Source organism: Photobacterium sp. R1, assembly GCF_054600795.1.
In genome coordinates, this window is record NZ_BAAHZP010000008.1 from 14,631 (window position 1) to 30,440 (window position 15,810).

At 51.9% G+C, this 15,810-nt stretch carries 19 protein-coding genes; 4 read left to right on the top strand and 15 right to left on the bottom strand.

Annotation, left to right across the window (positions count from 1 at the left end):
• Nucleotides 1-16 precede the first annotated feature (16 nt).
• From bfr to fkpA, 11 genes are all read right to left on the bottom strand, one after another.
• Nucleotides 17-493 carry a bacterioferritin gene (gene bfr, locus ACYP03_RS14355; protein ID WP_036751150.1) on the bottom strand — a complete coding sequence of 159 codons (477 nt, stop codon included), beginning with the start codon at nt 491-493 and terminating at the stop codon, nt 17-19.
• 79 nt (nt 494-572) lie between these two features.
• Nucleotides 573-806 carry a (2Fe-2S)-binding protein gene (locus ACYP03_RS14360; RefSeq protein ID WP_248144377.1) on the bottom strand — a complete coding sequence of 78 codons (234 nt, stop codon included), beginning with the start codon at nt 804-806 and terminating at the stop codon, nt 573-575.
• 242 nt (nt 807-1,048) lie between these two features.
• Nucleotides 1,049-2,233, bottom strand: coding sequence for an elongation factor Tu (gene tuf, locus ACYP03_RS14365; protein WP_254589112.1), 1,185 nt, complete (start codon nt 2,231-2,233; stop codon nt 1,049-1,051).
• 105 nt (nt 2,234-2,338) lie between these two features.
• A complete protein-coding gene (gene fusA, locus ACYP03_RS14370) occupies nt 2,339-4,435 on the bottom strand; it encodes an elongation factor G (protein WP_459780593.1) in 2,097 nt (698 codons plus the stop codon).
• 87 nt (nt 4,436-4,522) lie between these two features.
• The gene (gene rpsG, locus ACYP03_RS14375; RefSeq protein WP_036754546.1) at nt 4,523-4,993 is read right to left on the bottom strand and encodes a 30S ribosomal protein S7; all 471 of its coding nucleotides are present in this window, start codon (nt 4,991-4,993) and stop codon (nt 4,523-4,525) included.
• Nucleotides 4,994-5,091: 98 nt separating this feature from the next.
• A complete protein-coding gene (gene rpsL, locus ACYP03_RS14380; RefSeq protein WP_004399892.1) occupies nt 5,092-5,466 on the bottom strand; it encodes a 30S ribosomal protein S12 in 375 nt (124 codons plus the stop codon).
• 178 nt (nt 5,467-5,644) lie between these two features.
• Nucleotides 5,645-5,935 (bottom strand): sulfurtransferase complex subunit TusB, encoded by a 291-nt coding sequence (gene tusB, locus ACYP03_RS14385; RefSeq protein WP_459780596.1) that lies wholly within the window; start codon nt 5,933-5,935, stop codon nt 5,645-5,647.
• A gap of 26 nt (nt 5,936-5,961) precedes the next feature.
• A complete protein-coding gene (gene tusC, locus ACYP03_RS14390; protein WP_459780598.1) occupies nt 5,962-6,315 on the bottom strand; it encodes a sulfurtransferase complex subunit TusC in 354 nt (117 codons plus the stop codon).
• 17 nt (nt 6,316-6,332) lie between these two features.
• Nucleotides 6,333-6,725 (bottom strand): sulfurtransferase complex subunit TusD, encoded by a 393-nt coding sequence (gene tusD / locus ACYP03_RS14395; protein WP_459780600.1) that lies wholly within the window; start codon nt 6,723-6,725, stop codon nt 6,333-6,335.
• Nucleotides 6,722-7,411: a helix-turn-helix transcriptional regulator gene (locus ACYP03_RS14400; protein ID WP_371929389.1), complete on the bottom strand. Its 690-nt coding sequence runs from the start codon at nt 7,409-7,411 to the stop codon at nt 6,722-6,724. The genes tusD and ACYP03_RS14400 overlap by 4 nt, the downstream gene beginning before the upstream one ends.
• Nucleotides 7,412-7,668: 257 nt before the next feature.
• Entirely contained in the window at nt 7,669-8,469 is an 801-nt protein-coding gene (gene fkpA, locus ACYP03_RS14405; protein WP_248144384.1) for an FKBP-type peptidyl-prolyl cis-trans isomerase, read from the bottom strand.
• 181 nt (nt 8,470-8,650) lie between these two features.
• On the opposite strand from fkpA, the gene ACYP03_RS14410 reads away from it, so the two are divergent.
• Both ACYP03_RS14410 and ACYP03_RS14415 read left to right on the top strand, forming a co-directional pair.
• Complete coding sequence (locus tag ACYP03_RS14410; protein WP_459780602.1) at nt 8,651-9,631, top strand: WD40 repeat domain-containing protein; 981 nt, start codon at nt 8,651-8,653, stop codon at nt 9,629-9,631.
• 16 nt (nt 9,632-9,647) lie between these two features.
• The gene (locus ACYP03_RS14415; RefSeq protein WP_330961332.1) at nt 9,648-9,872 is read left to right on the top strand and encodes a SlyX family protein; all 225 of its coding nucleotides are present in this window, start codon (nt 9,648-9,650) and stop codon (nt 9,870-9,872) included.
• Between the two features lie 57 nt (nt 9,873-9,929).
• Here the strand turns inward: ACYP03_RS14415 and slyD are convergent, their stop codons facing one another.
• From slyD to kefG, 4 genes are all read right to left on the bottom strand, one after another.
• Nucleotides 9,930-10,463: a peptidylprolyl isomerase gene (slyD, locus tag ACYP03_RS14420; protein WP_248144387.1), complete on the bottom strand. Its 534-nt coding sequence runs from the start codon at nt 10,461-10,463 to the stop codon at nt 9,930-9,932.
• Nucleotides 10,464-10,556: 93 nt separating this feature from the next.
• Nucleotides 10,557-10,766, bottom strand: a complete 210-nt coding sequence (locus tag ACYP03_RS14425) for a YheV family putative zinc ribbon protein (RefSeq protein ID WP_036754556.1) — start codon at nt 10,764-10,766, stop codon at nt 10,557-10,559.
• Nucleotides 10,767-10,811: 45 nt separating this feature from the next.
• Nucleotides 10,812-12,617, bottom strand: a complete 1,806-nt coding sequence (gene kefB, locus ACYP03_RS14430) for a glutathione-regulated potassium-efflux system protein KefB (protein WP_248144389.1) — start codon at nt 12,615-12,617, stop codon at nt 10,812-10,814.
• Nucleotides 12,607-13,176, bottom strand: a complete 570-nt coding sequence (gene kefG, locus ACYP03_RS14435; RefSeq protein WP_330961333.1) for a glutathione-regulated potassium-efflux system ancillary protein KefG — start codon at nt 13,174-13,176, stop codon at nt 12,607-12,609. Before kefG ends, kefB begins: the two co-directional genes overlap by 11 nt.
• 237 nt (nt 13,177-13,413) lie before the next feature.
• Between kefG and ACYP03_RS14440 the strand changes: the two genes are divergently transcribed.
• Together ACYP03_RS14440 and ACYP03_RS14445 are read left to right on the top strand one after the other, a co-directional pair.
• Nucleotides 13,414-15,342 (top strand): ABC transporter ATP-binding protein, encoded by a 1,929-nt coding sequence (locus ACYP03_RS14440; RefSeq protein WP_459780605.1) that lies wholly within the window; start codon nt 13,414-13,416, stop codon nt 15,340-15,342.
• The gene (locus ACYP03_RS14445) at nt 15,329-15,802 is read left to right on the top strand and encodes a TIGR02444 family protein (RefSeq protein ID WP_459780607.1); all 474 of its coding nucleotides are present in this window, start codon (nt 15,329-15,331) and stop codon (nt 15,800-15,802) included. The genes ACYP03_RS14440 and ACYP03_RS14445 overlap by 14 nt, the downstream gene beginning before the upstream one ends.
• Nucleotides 15,803-15,810 lie beyond the last annotated feature (8 nt).

A 15,810-nucleotide genomic window follows, 5' to 3' on the forward strand; every position in this document is an offset into this window, starting at 1 on the left:
GACTAGTCTTCGTGGATTAGTCTTCGTCTACAATCTGCGCCTGATTGTAATTGTTAATTCCCATTCGCTCGATCAAGCCAAGCTGGGTTTCAAGCCAGTCAACATGCTCCTCTTCATCTTCCAGGATGTCCTGGAATAAATCTCTGGAGACGTAATCTCTCACTTCTTCAGCATATTGAATGGCATCGCGTAAATCCGGAATCGCATCCATCTCCAGGGAAAGGTCACACTCAAGCATTTCCTTGGTATCTTCACCAATACGCAGCTTACCCAAATCCTGCAGATTGGGCACACCTTCTAAAAACAGAATCCGCTCGATCAGGTGATCTGCATGATTCATTTCATCGATTGATTCGTGGTATTCCTTGTCAGCAAGGTGCTTCAGGCCCCAATCTTTGTACATACGGGCATGGAGAAAATATTGATTGATGGCGACCAGTTCATTCCCCAATACCTTATTGAGGTGCTGAATGATTTTGGGATCGGCTTTCATTAGCGAACACTCCTCTCTCGGTTCCTATAAGCTTAGAACCGATCCGAAGTGTGTCAAAAGAGAGTGGAATCAGATTTTCCTAACTCGCTTTTTTGAGGGCAATCTCAGTGATATCAATGACTGATATATCCTGGGAGGTATCCCGCTCTAAGACGACATGCTGGATGATACTTTTTGCCTGGCGGATACATTTACCACATTGAGAACCAAGCGGGGTGATCGCTTTAATCCCACGGATATCCGAAACACCCTCTTCTTCAACGAGCTTGACAATTTTTTTGTCGGAAATTCCGTGGCACAGGCAAACGTACATAACAACTCTCTACATCTCAGTCTGCCTCAAATATAAACGAGAACTGTTAGCATTACCACTTCTAGCCCGTTGCTCCGCTAGATGAATTTGTTATCAAAGATGCACAAAAATGCTTGGAAAGAATAAGTATAAAAGTGAAGAAGTTAGGATATTACGATAAGACGGACTCTGTAAGACATGCCCGCAAGATACAAAAAAGGGAGCCGAAGCTCCCTTTTTATTGTTGATTCAATCTTTGCTAATTAAGCAACGATCTTAGCAACAACACCAGCACCAACGGTACGGCCACCTTCACGGATTGCGAAGCGCAGACCTTCGTCCATTGCGATAGGTGCGATCAGAGTAACAACCATCTTGATGTTGTCACCTGGCATAACCATCTCAACGCCTTCTGGCAGTTCGATAGTACCGGTCACGTCAGTTGTACGGAAGTAGAACTGTGGACGGTAACCTTTGAAGAACGGAGTATGACGGCCGCCTTCGTCTTTAGACAGAACGTATACTTCTGACTCGAAAGTTGTGTGTGGAGTGATTGAACCAGGCTTAGCCAGAACTTGACCACGCTCAACTTCGTCACGCTTAGTACCACGCAGCAGAACACCAACGTTCTCACCAGCACGGCCTTCGTCCAGAAGCTTACGGAACATCTCAACACCAGTACAAGTCGTAGTGACGGTGTCTTTGATACCTACGATAGCAACTTCGTCACCTACGCGAACGATACCTTGCTCAACACGACCAGTTACAACAGTACCACGGCCCTGGATTGAGAATACGTCTTCGATTGGCAGGATGAACGGCTTGTCGATAGCACGCTCTGGCTCTGGGATGTAAGAATCCAGTGCTTCAGCCAGCTCAACGATTTTCTCTTCCCACTGAGCTTCGCCATTCAGCGCGCCCAGAGCAGAACCCATGATTACTGGGCAGTCGTCACCTGGGAAGTCGTACTCAGACAGAAGTTCACGAACTTCCATCTCAACCAGCTCCAGCAGCTCTTCGTCATCAACCATGTCACACTTGTTCATGAAAACAAGAATGTAAGGGATACCAACCTGACGACCCAGCAGGATGTGCTCACGAGTCTGTGGCATTGGGCCATCAGTCGCAGCAACAACCAGGATACCACCGTCCATCTGAGCAGCACCGGTGATCATGTTTTTCACGTAGTCGGCGTGTCCTGGGCAGTCAACGTGCGCGTAGTGGCGAGTCGGAGTATCGTACTCTACGTGAGAAGTAGAGATTGTGATACCACGCTCACGCTCTTCTGGCGCGTTATCGATAGATGCGAAGTCACGCGCTGAACCGCCGTATTTTTTAGACAGTACAGTACAGATTGCAGCAGTCAGAGTAGTTTTACCGTGGTCAACGTGGCCGATAGTACCAACGTTAACGTGCGGTTTCGTACGTTCAAATTTTTCTTTAGACACGATCGTGTTCCTTCCTAGTTGTGATTCGCCCCGCTGACTGGCGGGACGCGTCAGAAGTTGTATTTTATGCGCCAACCGAAGCGGACGCAATATTTCTGCTGATGTTTAACCGCGCTCAGCGACGATACCGTCGGCGATATTCTTCGGAACTTCAGCATATTCGCTGAACTCCATCGAATAGGATGCGCGGCCTTGCGTAGCAGAACGAAGATCCGTTGCGTAACCAAACATTTCTGAAAGCGGAACTTGCGCACGGATAATCTTCAGTCCGGCCGGACCTTCATCCATACCACCGATGATGCCGCGACGACGGTTCAGGTCACCAACAACATCACCCATCCAGTCTTCCGGAGTGGTTACTTCAACTTTCATCATAGGTTCAAGAATGACAGGTTGAGCATCAAGTGCACCCTTCCTGAACGCCAAAGAACCGGCGATCTTAAACGCCATTTCGCTCGAGTCAACATCGTGGTATGAACCATCGAACAGCGTCGCTTTGACGTCCAGTACCGGATAACCGGCAAGCACACCATTTTTCATCTGCTCTTCGATACCTTTCGCCACGGCTCCGATATATTCTCTCGGAATCACACCGCCAACGACTTCGTCAACGAAGACAAAACCGGCATTCGGCTCAGAAGGTTCAATCTTCAGCCATACGTGACCGTACTGGCCGCGACCACCAGATTGACGTACGAACTTACCTTCAACTTCCGTCTTACCACGGATAGTTTCACGGTAAGCAACCTGAGGTTTACCAACGTTACATTCAACGCTGAACTCACGCTTCATACGGTCAACGATGATATCCAGATGAAGCTCGCCCATCCCTGAGATCAGGGTCTGGCCAGATTCTTCATCCGTTTCCACCCGGAAAGATGGGTCTTCTGCAGCCAGCTTACCCAGCGCAATACCCATTTTTTCCTGGTCAGCTTTCGACCTTGGTTCAACAGCAATCTGAATAACCGGCTCTGGGAAATCCATACGTTCCAGGACTACTTTATGATCCTGATCGCACAGGGTGTCACCCGTCGTCACATTTTTCAGACCGATTGCTGCCGCGATGTCGCCAGCTCGAACTTCTTTGATTTCTTCACGTTTATTCGAGTGCATCTGTACGATACGCCCGAAACGTTCACGCTTATCTTTTACCGTGTTGTAGACGGTATCGCCTGAATTCACAACACCAGAATAGACACGCATAAATGTCAGGGTGCCCACAAACGGGTCCGTTGCGATCTTGAATGCCAGCGCAGCAAACGGTTCTTCGTCGCTGGAATGGCGGATCACTTCGTTACCATCCATGTCTTCACCACGGATTGCTTTGACTTCCGTCGGTGATGGCAGGAATTCAACGACGGCATCCAGGACAGCCTGCACACCTTTGTTCTTGAATGCAGAACCACAGGTCGCCAGAACAATTTCATTATTCAGCGTACGCTGGCGCAAGCCGGCTTTGATGTCATCTTCTGACAGGTTCCCTTCTTCCAGGTACTTATCCATCAGCTCTTCAGACGCTTCAGCTGCCGCTTCAACCAGGTTTGTGTGCCATTCTTCGGCCAGTTCCTGCATATCGGCTGGAATGTCTTCATAAGAGAAGCTCATGCCCTGATCGGCTTCATTCCAGTTGATCGCTTTCATTTTAATCAGGTCGATCACACCTTTGAATTCTTCTTCCGCACCAATGTTCAATTGAATTGGTACCGGATTTGCGCCAAGACGGTGTTTGATTTGATCAATCACGCGCAGGAAGTCTGCACCTGCACGGTCCATCTTGTTCACGAAGACCATACGGGGTACTTCGTATTTATCAGCCTGACGCCATACGGTTTCAGACTGTGGTTCGACACCTGATGAACCACAGAAAACAACCACTGCACCATCAAGTACGCGCAGAGAACGCTCTACTTCGATAGTGAAATCAACGTGTCCTGGGGTGTCGATAATATTGATGCGGTGCTCTGGGAACTGAGCATCCATACCACGCCAGAAGGTTGTAGTGGCAGCAGAGGTGATGGTGATCCCACGCTCCTGCTCCTGCTCCATCCAGTCCATGGTAGCGGCACCGTCGTGTACTTCACCAATTTTGTGGGAAAGACCTGTATAGAACAGGATACGCTCGGTCGTGGTTGTTTTCCCGGCGTCTACGTGAGCACAGATACCGATGTTACGGTAACGCTCGATAGGAGTTTTGCGAGCCACGATTGAATCCTCTTACTAAGGTTATCCTTAGAAAATGGTATGGGCGCAGCAGGCCAAGCCTGCTGCGCCCAGTCGCTAATAACGAAATTACCAGCGGTAGTGTGCGAACGCTTTGTTCGCTTCTGCCATACGGTGAACGTCTTCACGTTTCTTAACAGCAGAACCTTTGTTGTCGGATGCGTCCAGCATTTCAGCAGCCAGACGAGCAGCCATAGATTTTTCACCACGCTTACGCGCAGCTTCAACCAACCAACGCATAGCCAGAGCATTACGACGTACTGGACGTACTTCTACTGGTACCTGGTAAGTTGAACCACCTACACGGCGAGATTTAACCTCTACCGCTGGGCGAACGTTTTCAAGAGCTTTTTCAAAAATAGCCAGGTGCTCTTCACCAGAGCGCTCAGCCATAGTATCCAGTGCAGTGTAAACAATTTTCTCTGCAGTAGATTTCTTACCGTCAACCATCAGGATGTTGACGAATTTTGCCAGCAATTCAGATTTGAATTTAGGATCTGGAAGGATCTTACGCTGACCAATTACGCGACGACGTGGCATGGAAATTCTCCGTTGTCTTCTTCAGGTTTTATCCAAAACTTTTCAGTTTTTTCAAAATTACAGTTAATTTAGTGTTTGGCCTTACTTAACGGATTCCATTAAGACTTAGGACGCTTCACACCGTACTTAGAACGACCTTGTTTACGGTCGTTAACGCCTGCACAGTCAAGTGCACCACGAACAGTGTGGTAACGCACACCCGGAAGGTCTTTAACACGACCACCACGGATCAGAACAACACTGTGCTCTTGCAGGTTGTGGCCTTCACCACCGATGTATGAAGTAACTTCAAAACCGTTGGTCAGACGTACACGACATACTTTACGCAGTGCGGAGTTTGGTTTTTTTGGAGTAGTAGTGTATACACGAGTACATACACCACGCTTTTGTGGACACGCTTCTAGCGCAGGCACGTTGCTTTTAACAACTTGCTTTGCACGTGGTTTGCGTACCAGCTGGTTAATAGTTGCCATTAAATAGCTCCTGATTATTTACTTTCGTAAAGGTGAAAAATCCGCCTCCCAACAACAGGAGGACGCGAAATTTTAGGCGTCGGACTATAAGGTGTCAAGATATATACAGCGATCACAGCAATGATCATTTCTTAATCACTGCTTTTCACCGGTCTGTTCTCTTTTTCATCACCCGTCACTATGCCCATTTCATGCTGTTCGGATGGCTGATCGTCAGCTCGACAAATTGATTGTGATCGATCACTTCAACTTCAGAGGACGTGCGCCCTGCCAGCCCCCGGGCCAGCAGATCCGCTTCCAGCACATACACTGACGCACCCTGACCCAGCACCTGATCCAGCTGACCCGGTGACACGGCAGCCACTGCCGCATCCTGCAACAACAAAACATCATCGCCCGGCAGGAGCTGTTCAGCACATTGCTGTAAAGCGCGATTTTGAAAAGGAGAGGAAAAGACCATGTGTAGCATAAATCGCCCCGTTGGCAGGTTGCGGGTTAATAACTCAGTATTTTCTGACAGCGATGCAATCTGTGACTGAATTCATCGCGGCCCAGAACTTCAGCGGCAATCAGCAAATCATCCGCCGACAGTCCGCGCTTTGACAGCGATTCGCCGCAAACCCAGATGTCTTCAATGTCATAGAGGGACAGCATCTTGAACGCGACACTGTATTCACGGCTCAGAACCTGGTCGCCCTGCTGCCCTTTTAATAATTGCCAGACCCCATCCCCGATAAAGAAGAGCTGGATTTCTTCACTGTAAGCAGAGGTTGCCAGCACAGCATCCAGCCCTTCCCGGCCGCTGTTACTGCCATGGGGGACGGAACGAAAAACGAACCCAATCGACATAAGGATTTCCGAATTGATTAAAACTGAATGACGCGATCAGCACTCAGCAGCACTTCTGCCAGGCCACCCAACCCCGCCTGTTCGAAGCCGTCGGCCAGATTATTGCCGGGCAGCGTGTTTTGACTGGCTTCCTGCTCACTGACAACGCCCCGCCGAAGTGCCGCAGCCACACAGGTTTGCAGTTCAACCCCATGTTCACGGCCCAGTTGCTGCCAGGCTGCCAGCAAATCAAACTCATCCGAAGCCGGTGAGACCAGAACAGAGCCGTTGTGAATCCCGTCCTGATAGAAAAACACCCGCTGTAACTGATGGCCGGCTGCAATCACTGCCTGTGCAAACTGCAATGCGCTTCTGGCGTTCTGTGTCCCGTAGGCCGGGCCATCCACCACCAGCGCAAAAGTCAGGCTCATTTTTCGCCATCCTCGGTTTTACGCTGCCGAATGTAGAGATACACGGTATGTTTGGAAATATTCAGACGATCGGCCACACGGTTAATCGCATCTTTAATATCAAAGATACCTTTATCGTACAGCTCCATCACGATCTGACGGTTTTTCGCATTGTTCGACACGTTCTTGTCTGCATTGATTTCTTCAATCGTGCGTTCAACCGTCTGATCCACCAGCTCATCCACATCACTGGCAAAATTCACACTGGATGCCGCCTGTTTAGCTTCATCGGTCGGCATGAAAGATTGCAGGATCTGAGAGAAAGGCGCATCCAGATTCACGTTAATACACAGCAGACCAATGATATTGTCATCGGCATTACGGATAGCGATGGTGATGGACTTCATCAGAGCCCCACCCTTGGCACGCGTAAAATAGGCACGGGAAAAATTACGTTCCGACCCTTCGATATCTCGCAACATTCGCAGGGCAAGATCCGTGATGGGCGATCCCACCTTACGGCCGGTGTTTTCACCATTGGCAATTTTGATCGCCGAAGTATTCAGGTCTGCCAGCGAGTGCAGCACAATTTCACAGAACGGGCCGATCAGTGCGGCCAGGCCATCAACGACGGCTTCATATGAACGTAAAATGGTAAAGTCATGTTCGGTAAACGTTCGGGTTTCAATTAAGTCACTTTCCACCATGACTTCAGTGCCAAAGTTATCTGCTGATACCACTTTCCTGTCTTCCTTGCTCATTCCCGTGACCCGGTTTTACAGGCAATCCTGCATTTCAACGAAACGGGGAAAAATTCAATTCTTGCTTGCAAGTTTATCAGAATATGAATACAGGTCTTCACAAAATGAAATTTGCAACGCACAAAACAGGACAGAAACCAGACTGAAGTAATAAAAAAGCCCGGCTTATAGCCGGGCTTTTGGAAATTGCAGACAATGAACGATTACTCGTCGTCAGCGTCTTTCTTGGCCTTCACGATATCCAGCAGTTCAACTTCAAATACCAACGTTGAGTTTGCAGGAATGCTTGGGTTAGCCTGAGAGCCGTATGCCAGCTCAGGCGGAATCACAAACTTGAACTTAGAACCGACAGGCATCAGCTGAACGCCTTCAGTCCAGCCCGGAATCACCTGATTCAGCGGGAAAGTTGCAGGCTGGTTACGCTTGTAAGAACTATCGAACTCAGTCCCGTCAACCAGCGTACCTTTATAGTGAACCTTCACAGTGTCGGTGGCTTTCGGCTTATCGCCCTGACCTTCAGTTTCGACTGCATACAGCAGACCTGACTCAGTTTTCTTCACGCCTTCCTGCTTCTCGAACTCAGCGCGGAAGTCATCGCCTGTTTTGGCATTTTCTTCAGCTTCTGCTTTGGCTTTCGTCGCCATCATATCAGAAACGCGCTTGTCCAGTTCCTGCAACGTCTGCTGAGTTTCTTCCTGGCTCAGACGGCTGTTGCCGGCGAATACATCACTGACACCAGCCAGGACATCTTCTTTTTTCAGTTCCAGGCCCAGCTCTTTTTGCTGTTCCAGGTTTGCAGACAAGTACTGTGCCAGCGAAGCACCAATTGCGTAAGCGGCTTTCTGATCTTCAGATTCAAACGCTTTTGTCGCTTCGGCTGCAGTCTGCTCAACCTGAGCAGCTGACTCTGCTTTTTCTGCAGGTGCCGAGGTTTTCTCATCCTGACAACCTACTGCCAGCAGAATGGTTGCTGCCAGTAAAGACACTTTCAGAACTGGTTTCATCTCTCTCTCCATTTTTCCAGAGGCTAAGCTCTTAACTTTATGCATAATTTTTCACAGTTGTGTTAAAACCATGCCATATCAATATACTAATACCAACTTTTTTCTTGCCGTTGGTGATAACACCCGGGTTTCAATGGGATCAACACCGGGCAAAAGCGGCCGAAACACGGAAAGTCAGCAAATGCGTCACATTTTTATAGCAGCCATTTTCATTCTGACCCTGATCTCTGTCTCAGGTTGCGATATTTCAGGTCCCGAACGTCAGCGCTGGGATCTGGCACCGCAAGGCGCAACCGCTTTCAGTCTGAGCAGGGATGGCCGCTTTGCCTTATTTTATTCAGCCCAACAAGGTATCGTGCTCTGGGATCTACAGCAAAACAAAAAGTTAGCGAGTTTAGGTTCTCAAGATCCACATCACACAACCGTGACAAATAGTGATATTTCTGACAATCACCGCTACGCAATCACCGCAACAGCACAGAACTTTGCAATCTGGGATCTGGCCTGGGGACAGGCTCAGGGACTCTGGTCGATATCCGACGGCATCATCCGGGATGCAACAATCGCCAATGACGGCAAGCAGGTGCTGCTGGCCCTGTCAAACGGCAAAGCACTGTACGTCGACTTGGGCAACGGAAGGCGGCTGGAGTTCCTCGCCCACCGGGAAAAAGTGAATTCTGTAGCCATTTCACCGAATGGCCACTACGCCCTCTCCGGCGGTGATGACAAACGTGCTTTTCTCTGGGATACCCAAACCGGTCAGATTTTATATCAGTTTGAACACACGATGCGGGTCAATCAGGTGAGCCTGCAGCGAGATGGCAAGCTGGCAATGACAGCCGACAGCGGCAACGAGGCGTTTATCTGGAATTTAACGAACGGGCAGAAACAATCTTCTCTGAACATTCGTCTGAGGCAGCAAAACTTCTCCAGTGCCCGCTTTTCTGATGATGGCTTGCAACTGGCTACCGGCACGCCCTCCCGCCGGGTTGAACTGTGGAACACCGTGACTGGCAACAGACAGGGCTACTGGCAAGCGGCCACACAAGAAAACGAGCGCCCGGGGTCAGCGGTGGTGTATGATGTGGCCATTACGCCACTCGGCGATGTCCGCTCAGGCAGCTCAGCCGGCATTGCTCAGGATTGGCACCGTCCCGAATGACCGATGATCATCAACCATGACAGACATTGAAAAAAAGCTACAGGCTCAGATAGATGAGCTGGAAATGAAACAGGCTTTTCAGGAGCAGACGATTGAAGAGCTCAATGACGCGCTGACGCAACAGCAGTTTCTGATCGATAAGATGCAGGTCCAGATGCGCTATCTGGTGGGCAAAGTGAAGTCAGGCCAGGTTTCCAATATCGCCAGTGAGAGCGAAGAAACACCACCCCCTCACTACTGAGGGAAAAACATTGATACAAAAACGGGAAGCCTGCGCTTCCCGTTTTGCCGTCATGACTTAGTGGTCATGTCCGCAACAACCACCTTCATGGTCGTGATCATGGTCGTGGTCGTGTCCACAACCGCCCGCCTGATGAATATGGCCGTGAGAAATTTCTTCTTCCGTTGCAGCACGAGTCGCAACAATTTCCACATCAAACGTCAGTGTCTGGCCCGCCAGCATGTGGTTGCCGTCAACAACAACTTCGTCGCCGTCAACTTCAGTCACTTCTACCGGGATTGGACCCTGATCGGTGTCTGCCAGGAAACGCATGCCAACAGTAATTTCGTCCACACCCTGGAACACTTCAGCCGGAACGCGCTGAACCATTTCTGCATGGTGCTCGCCGTATGCTTCTTCCGGTGCCACAGTCACTTCGAACTTATCGCCAACTGCACGGCCTTCCAGAGCTTTTTCCAGACCGATGATCAGGTTGTTGTGGCCGTGCAGGTAATCCAGCGGCGCATCTGTTGTTGACTGATCAACGACAATACCTTCTTCGGTTTTCACTTGGTAAGCCAGGCTTACTACGGTGTCTTTAGCGACTTTCATGTTTACTCCGAATTTGAGCAGGGGATTTAACCTGTAATCATACCGGATCTGCCCTGCCAGACGCCAATACTGATCGAAACATTCGGCCGGGATTCATTCCGGCTTAAAAATCCCGATCACTTGTTCCTGAGCCGTTCCGGCCACATGTTTACTGTCTTCAACAGATTTCGGCAGGCGGGTATCCGTGTGGTGACAAGCGACACATTCGACTTTCTCCACCTCATTTTCCAGCCACCAGCGTAACGTGTCCTGCTGCTGACAGGCCGGGCACACCGCACCGGCGATAAATCGTTTCTTGGTCATAGCTCCCTTCCTGTACTGCCTGGGATGGTCTCAATTTACGGCGGGTCAGTCCCAGCCGTTATGCCGCTCACGCTCACCGCGCATCTCGCGGTCAAAAATCTCTTCCAGCTCTTTGCGGGCTTCTTTTGCCCGGGTTGCCAGGTGCACATCTTCCGAATGCTGCGGCAACAAATCCCGTAAAGCGGTGGTATCCAGTTTCCGGAAATGTGCCTCAGCCCGCTTGGCCTTATATGGGTGCATTCCCAGTGCCACCAGTGCCTGACGACCTAAATCCAGCGCACCAGCAAAGGTTTCCCGGGAGAACATATCAACACCGTGGCTAAGCAGTTGGTGCGCTTCCACCCGACTGCGGGCCCGGGCCAGAATCTTCAGACGTGGAAAGTGCTGCTGGCAAATTGCCACCACCTGCATCACCTCCTCCGGACTGTCGGTGCAGATAATAATGGCTTCCGCTTTCTCGGCTCCGGCGGCACGCAGCAGGTCAAGCTGGCTGGCGTCGCCATAATACACCTTATAGCCGAACTTGCGCAGAAACTGGATCTGACCGGGATCCCGTTCCAGAATCGTCACCCGGATTTTATTGGCGAACAACAGCCGTCCTACCACCTGCCCGAAACGGCCAAACCCGGTAATGATCACCCTGGGTTCCCGATCAATCACATCCGATTCAGGTTCATCCCCCGCCTCAGCCTGAAAGGTCCGGACGAACCATTTGTCCTGTAAACGCAGCACCAGCGGCGTGGTCATCATCGACAGGCTGACCACCACCAGCAAAAAACCGGTCAGCTCTGCATTGAGCAATCCCTCACTTTGGGCCGCCGTGAACAGCACGAATGCAAACTCGCCTCCCTGACTGAGAATAGCCGCCATCTGGCTGCGGGATTTGGCCTGAATGCCAAACAAACGCGCAAGCAGATACAGCAGCAGTCCTTTTACCACTACCAGTGCGACAACCGCCGCCAGGATCTGCAGGGGGTAATCCAGCAACAGTCCCAGATTCACCGCCATGCCGACTGAGATAAAAAACAGGCCGAGCAGCAGTCCCTTAAACGGCTCTATGGCGATCTCCAGCTCATGGCGGTACTCGCTCTCAGCCAGCAGCACGCCCGCCAGAAAAGTTCCCAGTGCCATCGACAGACCCAGCGTTTCCATGCCCAGCGCGATCCCAATAACCAGCAGCAGCGCTGTCACGGTGAACAGTTCCCGAACCCCGGACATCACGACCCAGCGAAACAGCGGTCGTAACAGGAAATGGCCGCCCACCAGCAGCACAGCGATTCCCGCCACCATGGCGACCAGATCCAGCCAGTTGCCGCCCTCGCTTCCTGCCAGTAAGGGCAGAAAAGCCAGCATCGGGATCACGGCAATATCCTGAAAAAGCAGCACGGCAAAGCCGGACTGACCAGTATCCGAACGTCCGATCCCCTGCTCTTCTATCACCCGAAGGGCAATCGCCGTTGAAGACAGGGCCAAGCCCATCCCAATCACCAGCGCCACCCGCCAGTCCAGATTCCCGATGAACTGCTCACACAACAGCACAACCGTGGCAATGACCAGGCTGGTCAGTACGACCTGACTGCCGCCCAGACCAAGGATCGGCTGGCGCATCTGCCACAGTTTGCCGGGGTTCAGTTCCAGACCGATCAGAAACAGCAGCAAAACCACACCGAATTCTGAAAAATGCAGAACCGCCTCGACATCATTGATCAGTCCCAGCCCCCAGGGGCCGATGCCAATCCCGGCCAGCAGATACCCGAGCACCGACCCCAGCCCGAGTCGCTGGGCCACCGGAACTGCAACCACAGCCGCCGCCAAGAACACAACACTGCTGGTTAATACATCAGACGCCATGTTTCCCCTCCTGACTTGCTTCTGCCAGAGGTAACATCAGCCACTCCCGGTAGTATTGTGCATGCGCCCGACGCTCTGCATCCGGGATGCGCCGTGCCCAGTGGAGCACCAGAGGCGGGAGCCAGTGCATCTGGCACAGCTCAGCCGTCAGCTCAAAAGGCTTCAAAATCTCAGCCACGCTGCAGCGGTTATACCCATCCGGTGTGTAAGCTTCCGCAGCTCCGCCGGTGGTGATCACCGAGCGCCAGTACTTGCCTTTGGTCCCCGTCCCTTCTCCGTGGGCAAAGCCTTTACTCAGCACCACATCTATCCACTCTTTGAGCAAAGCCGGGCAGGAATACATATAAAGCGGGTGCTGAAAAACCAGCATGTCATGCTGACTGACTAATTCCCGTTCACAGGCCGCATCAATAAAAAAATCAGGGTACTTGCCGTAGAGGTCGTGAAAGGTCACGTGAGGCAGATTTGCCACGGCAGACAGCATGGCTTTGTTCGCCACGGAAGCATCCGGATCCGGATGCGCATAAATAAGAAGAATACGTGGTGGGGCTTGTTCCATAGGCCTTTTCCTCATTTCCCTGAGTCACCGCATGAGCCGGACTGACAGGACTCATCAAAGCATCATACCGAATTCTGCCGCCGTGTGGATCGCTTTGTTCCTGAGATTTCAACGGCAAAAATATGAATCCTTTCCCGGCGCCCCCTGCACCTGTTCGCAGTTCAACGCAGATTGTTATAGACTCCCGCACCAGTCACCTATTTGTTGTGGAGCGGCAACAGCCGGTAGTAACAGGCAATGATCACTTTTTCTGATATTCAATTGCTCCGGGGCGGCAACGTCCTGCTGGATCAAGCAACGGCCACCATTCATCCGGGCGATAAAGTCGGCCTGGTTGGCAAGAATGGCTGCGGTAAATCCACCCTGTTTGCCCTGATCAAAGGCGAACTGAGTGTAGATGCCGGTCAGCATTCCGTCCCGTCGCACTGGGAACTGGCCTGGGTGGCGCAGGAAACCCCGGCTCTGGAGCGGACCGCCCTGGACTATGTCATCGACGGCGATCGTGAATACCGTCAGCTGGAGCAAGCCTTACTGGCTGCCGAACAGGCCGATGACGGCAACAAAGTTGCCCTGCTGCACGACCAGCTGGATGCCATTGGCGGCTACAGTATTAAAGCCCGGGCCTCCGAACTGCTGGATGGCCTCGGATTCTCACAGGATCAGATGGGCTGGAATCTGACGCAGTTCTCCGGTGGCTGGCGGATGCGTCTCAACCTGGCTCAGGCCCTGCTGTGCCGCTCTGATCTGCTGCTGCTCGACGAACCGACCAACCACCTGGATCTGGATGCAGTTCTCTGGCTGGAAAAATGGCTCCAGAACTACCGGGGGACGCTGGTTTTGATTTCCCACGACCGCGATTTCCTCGATCCTGTGGTCGGACGGATCATCCATGTCGAAAACCAGCACCTGAACGAATACACGGGCAACTACTCGTCGTTTGAAAACCAGCGCGCCGAAAAGCTGATCCTGCAACAGTCGATGTTCCAGAAACAGCAGAAACAAATGGCGCACATGCAATCCTATATCGACCGCTTCCGGTATAAAGCCAGCAAAGCCCGCCAGGCTCAGAGCCGGATTAAGGCACTGGAGCGCATGGAAAAGGTACTGCCGGCTCAGTTTGATAACCCGTTCAACTTCGAATTCCGCGAGCCGGACAGCCTGCCCAATCCAATCATCATGATGGATCAGGTGGCCGCCGGTTACGGAGAAGTCCAAATCCTCGACAAAATTCGTCTCAATCTGGTGCCGGGCAGCCGGATTGGTCTGCTGGGCCGGAACGGTGCCGGTAAATCAACCCTGATCAAACTGCTGTCTGCCGAGCTGGCGCCTCAGGCCGGAGATCTGACCTACTCACAGGGCGTGAAAATTGGCTATTTTGCCCAGCATCAGCTGGAAACCCTGCGACTGGACGAAACGCCGCTGCAGCATATGAGTCGTCTGGCCCCGGAATCCACTGAGCAGCAACTGCGTGATTACCTCGGCAGCTTCGGTTTTAAAGGCGACAAAGCATTGGACCTGGTCGGCCCGTTTTCCGGCGGAGAGAAAGCCCGTCTGGTGCTGGCACTGATTGTCTGGCAGCGTCCGAACCTGCTGCTGCTTGACGAACCGACCAACCATCTGGATCTCGACATGCGTCAGGCACTGACACTGGCATTGCAGTCCTTCGAAGGTGCGATGGTAATCGTCAGTCACGATCGTTACCTGCTGCGGGCGACGACCGATGATTTGTATCTGGTCCATGACCGCCAGGTTGAGCCATTCGACGGCGACCTCAACGATTACCACAAATGGCTGACCGAACAGCAACGTAACGAGCGCCGGGAACAACAGGCCACCAAGCCGGAATCAGCCAGCAAGGACAACAGTGCTGCCTCCCGCAAAGAACAAAAACGTCTGGAAGCTGAATTCCGCAAACAGACCGCACCGCTGCGAAAACAGATTGAGAAACTGGATACTCAGATGGAGAAACTGAGCCAGACTCTGGCTCAGGCTGAAGCGGCACTCTCCGATGGCAGTATTTACGAAGCCGAAAACAAGGTGCGGCTGAATCAGGCACTGCAGACGCAGAGCCAGGCCAAAAGTGAGCTGGAAGACGTCGAAATGGCGTGGATGGAATTGCAGGAGCAACTTGAAAGCATGGAGCAGGAATTCAATGTCAGCAACTGATCACCCGAGGGGTCAAGGCTTTCAGGCCGATTTATTCTGGCGCTTCTGCCTCCAGCACTACAGCTTAGAAGGCGTCAGCCAGGCATGCCTGCAACTGCAGGACGAATTTCAGGGAAACGTCAATCTGGCGCTGCTGCTGCACTGGCTTGATACCCAGCAGTACGCCCTGTCGGCAACTGAAATCCGCCAGCTGGAACAGGCTCTGGCTGCAACCGAAACACAACTGACGGCTTATCGTCAGTTACGCCGCAATCTGAAACCCCAGCTGGACTCTGCGGGCTATCAGCAGATGATCGACTTTGAACTCATGCTGGAGCAGAACCAGCAGCAGGATCTGATTAGCTGCCTGAATCATCAGGCTCAGCAACCCAGAGCGGCTCTGCCGCCACCCGCCGATAACCTGGGTCAGTATTGTCAGCGGCTGGAAGCGGACAACCTGGCATTACAGATTCGGGGCTGACCGTGCTT

Excerpts from the sequence above, each read along its gene's own strand:
- ACYP03_RS14425 (WP_036754556.1), bottom strand. The coding sequence starts at position 10,766 with ATGACCAAGAAACGATTTATCGCCGGTGCGGTGTGCCCGGCCTGTCAG.
- tusB (WP_459780596.1), bottom strand. The coding sequence starts at position 5,935 with ATGCTACACATGGTCTTTTCCTCTCCTTTTCAAAATCGCGCTTTACAG.
- ACYP03_RS14360 (WP_248144377.1), bottom strand. The coding sequence starts at position 806 with ATGTACGTTTGCCTGTGCCACGGAATTTCCGACAAAAAAATTGTCAAG.
- ACYP03_RS14445 (WP_459780607.1), top strand. The coding sequence starts at position 15,329 with ATGTCAGCAACTGATCACCCGAGGGGTCAAGGCTTTCAGGCCGATTTA.
- ACYP03_RS14410 (WP_459780602.1), top strand. The coding sequence starts at position 8,651 with ATGCGTCACATTTTTATAGCAGCCATTTTCATTCTGACCCTGATCTCT.
- ACYP03_RS14400 (WP_371929389.1), bottom strand. The coding sequence starts at position 7,411 with ATGGTGGAAAGTGACTTAATTGAAACCCGAACGTTTACCGAACATGAC.
- rpsL (WP_004399892.1), bottom strand. The coding sequence starts at position 5,466 with ATGGCAACTATTAACCAGCTGGTACGCAAACCACGTGCAAAGCAAGTT.
- ACYP03_RS14415 (WP_330961332.1), top strand. The coding sequence starts at position 9,648 with ATGACAGACATTGAAAAAAAGCTACAGGCTCAGATAGATGAGCTGGAA.
- kefB (WP_248144389.1), bottom strand. The coding sequence starts at position 12,617 with ATGGCGTCTGATGTATTAACCAGCAGTGTTGTGTTCTTGGCGGCGGCT.
- rpsG (WP_036754546.1), bottom strand. The coding sequence starts at position 4,993 with ATGCCACGTCGTCGCGTAATTGGTCAGCGTAAGATCCTTCCAGATCCT.
- slyD (WP_248144387.1), bottom strand. The coding sequence starts at position 10,463 with ATGAAAGTCGCTAAAGACACCGTAGTAAGCCTGGCTTACCAAGTGAAA.
- bfr (WP_036751150.1), bottom strand. The coding sequence starts at position 493 with ATGAAAGCCGATCCCAAAATCATTCAGCACCTCAATAAGGTATTGGGG.
- tusD (WP_459780600.1), bottom strand. The coding sequence starts at position 6,725 with ATGAGCCTGACTTTTGCGCTGGTGGTGGATGGCCCGGCCTACGGGACA.
- fkpA (WP_248144384.1), bottom strand. The coding sequence starts at position 8,469 with ATGAAACCAGTTCTGAAAGTGTCTTTACTGGCAGCAACCATTCTGCTG.
- kefG (WP_330961333.1), bottom strand. The coding sequence starts at position 13,176 with ATGGAACAAGCCCCACCACGTATTCTTCTTATTTATGCGCATCCGGAT.
- tusC (WP_459780598.1), bottom strand. The coding sequence starts at position 6,315 with ATGTCGATTGGGTTCGTTTTTCGTTCCGTCCCCCATGGCAGTAACAGC.
- ACYP03_RS14440 (WP_459780605.1), top strand. The coding sequence starts at position 13,414 with ATGATCACTTTTTCTGATATTCAATTGCTCCGGGGCGGCAACGTCCTG.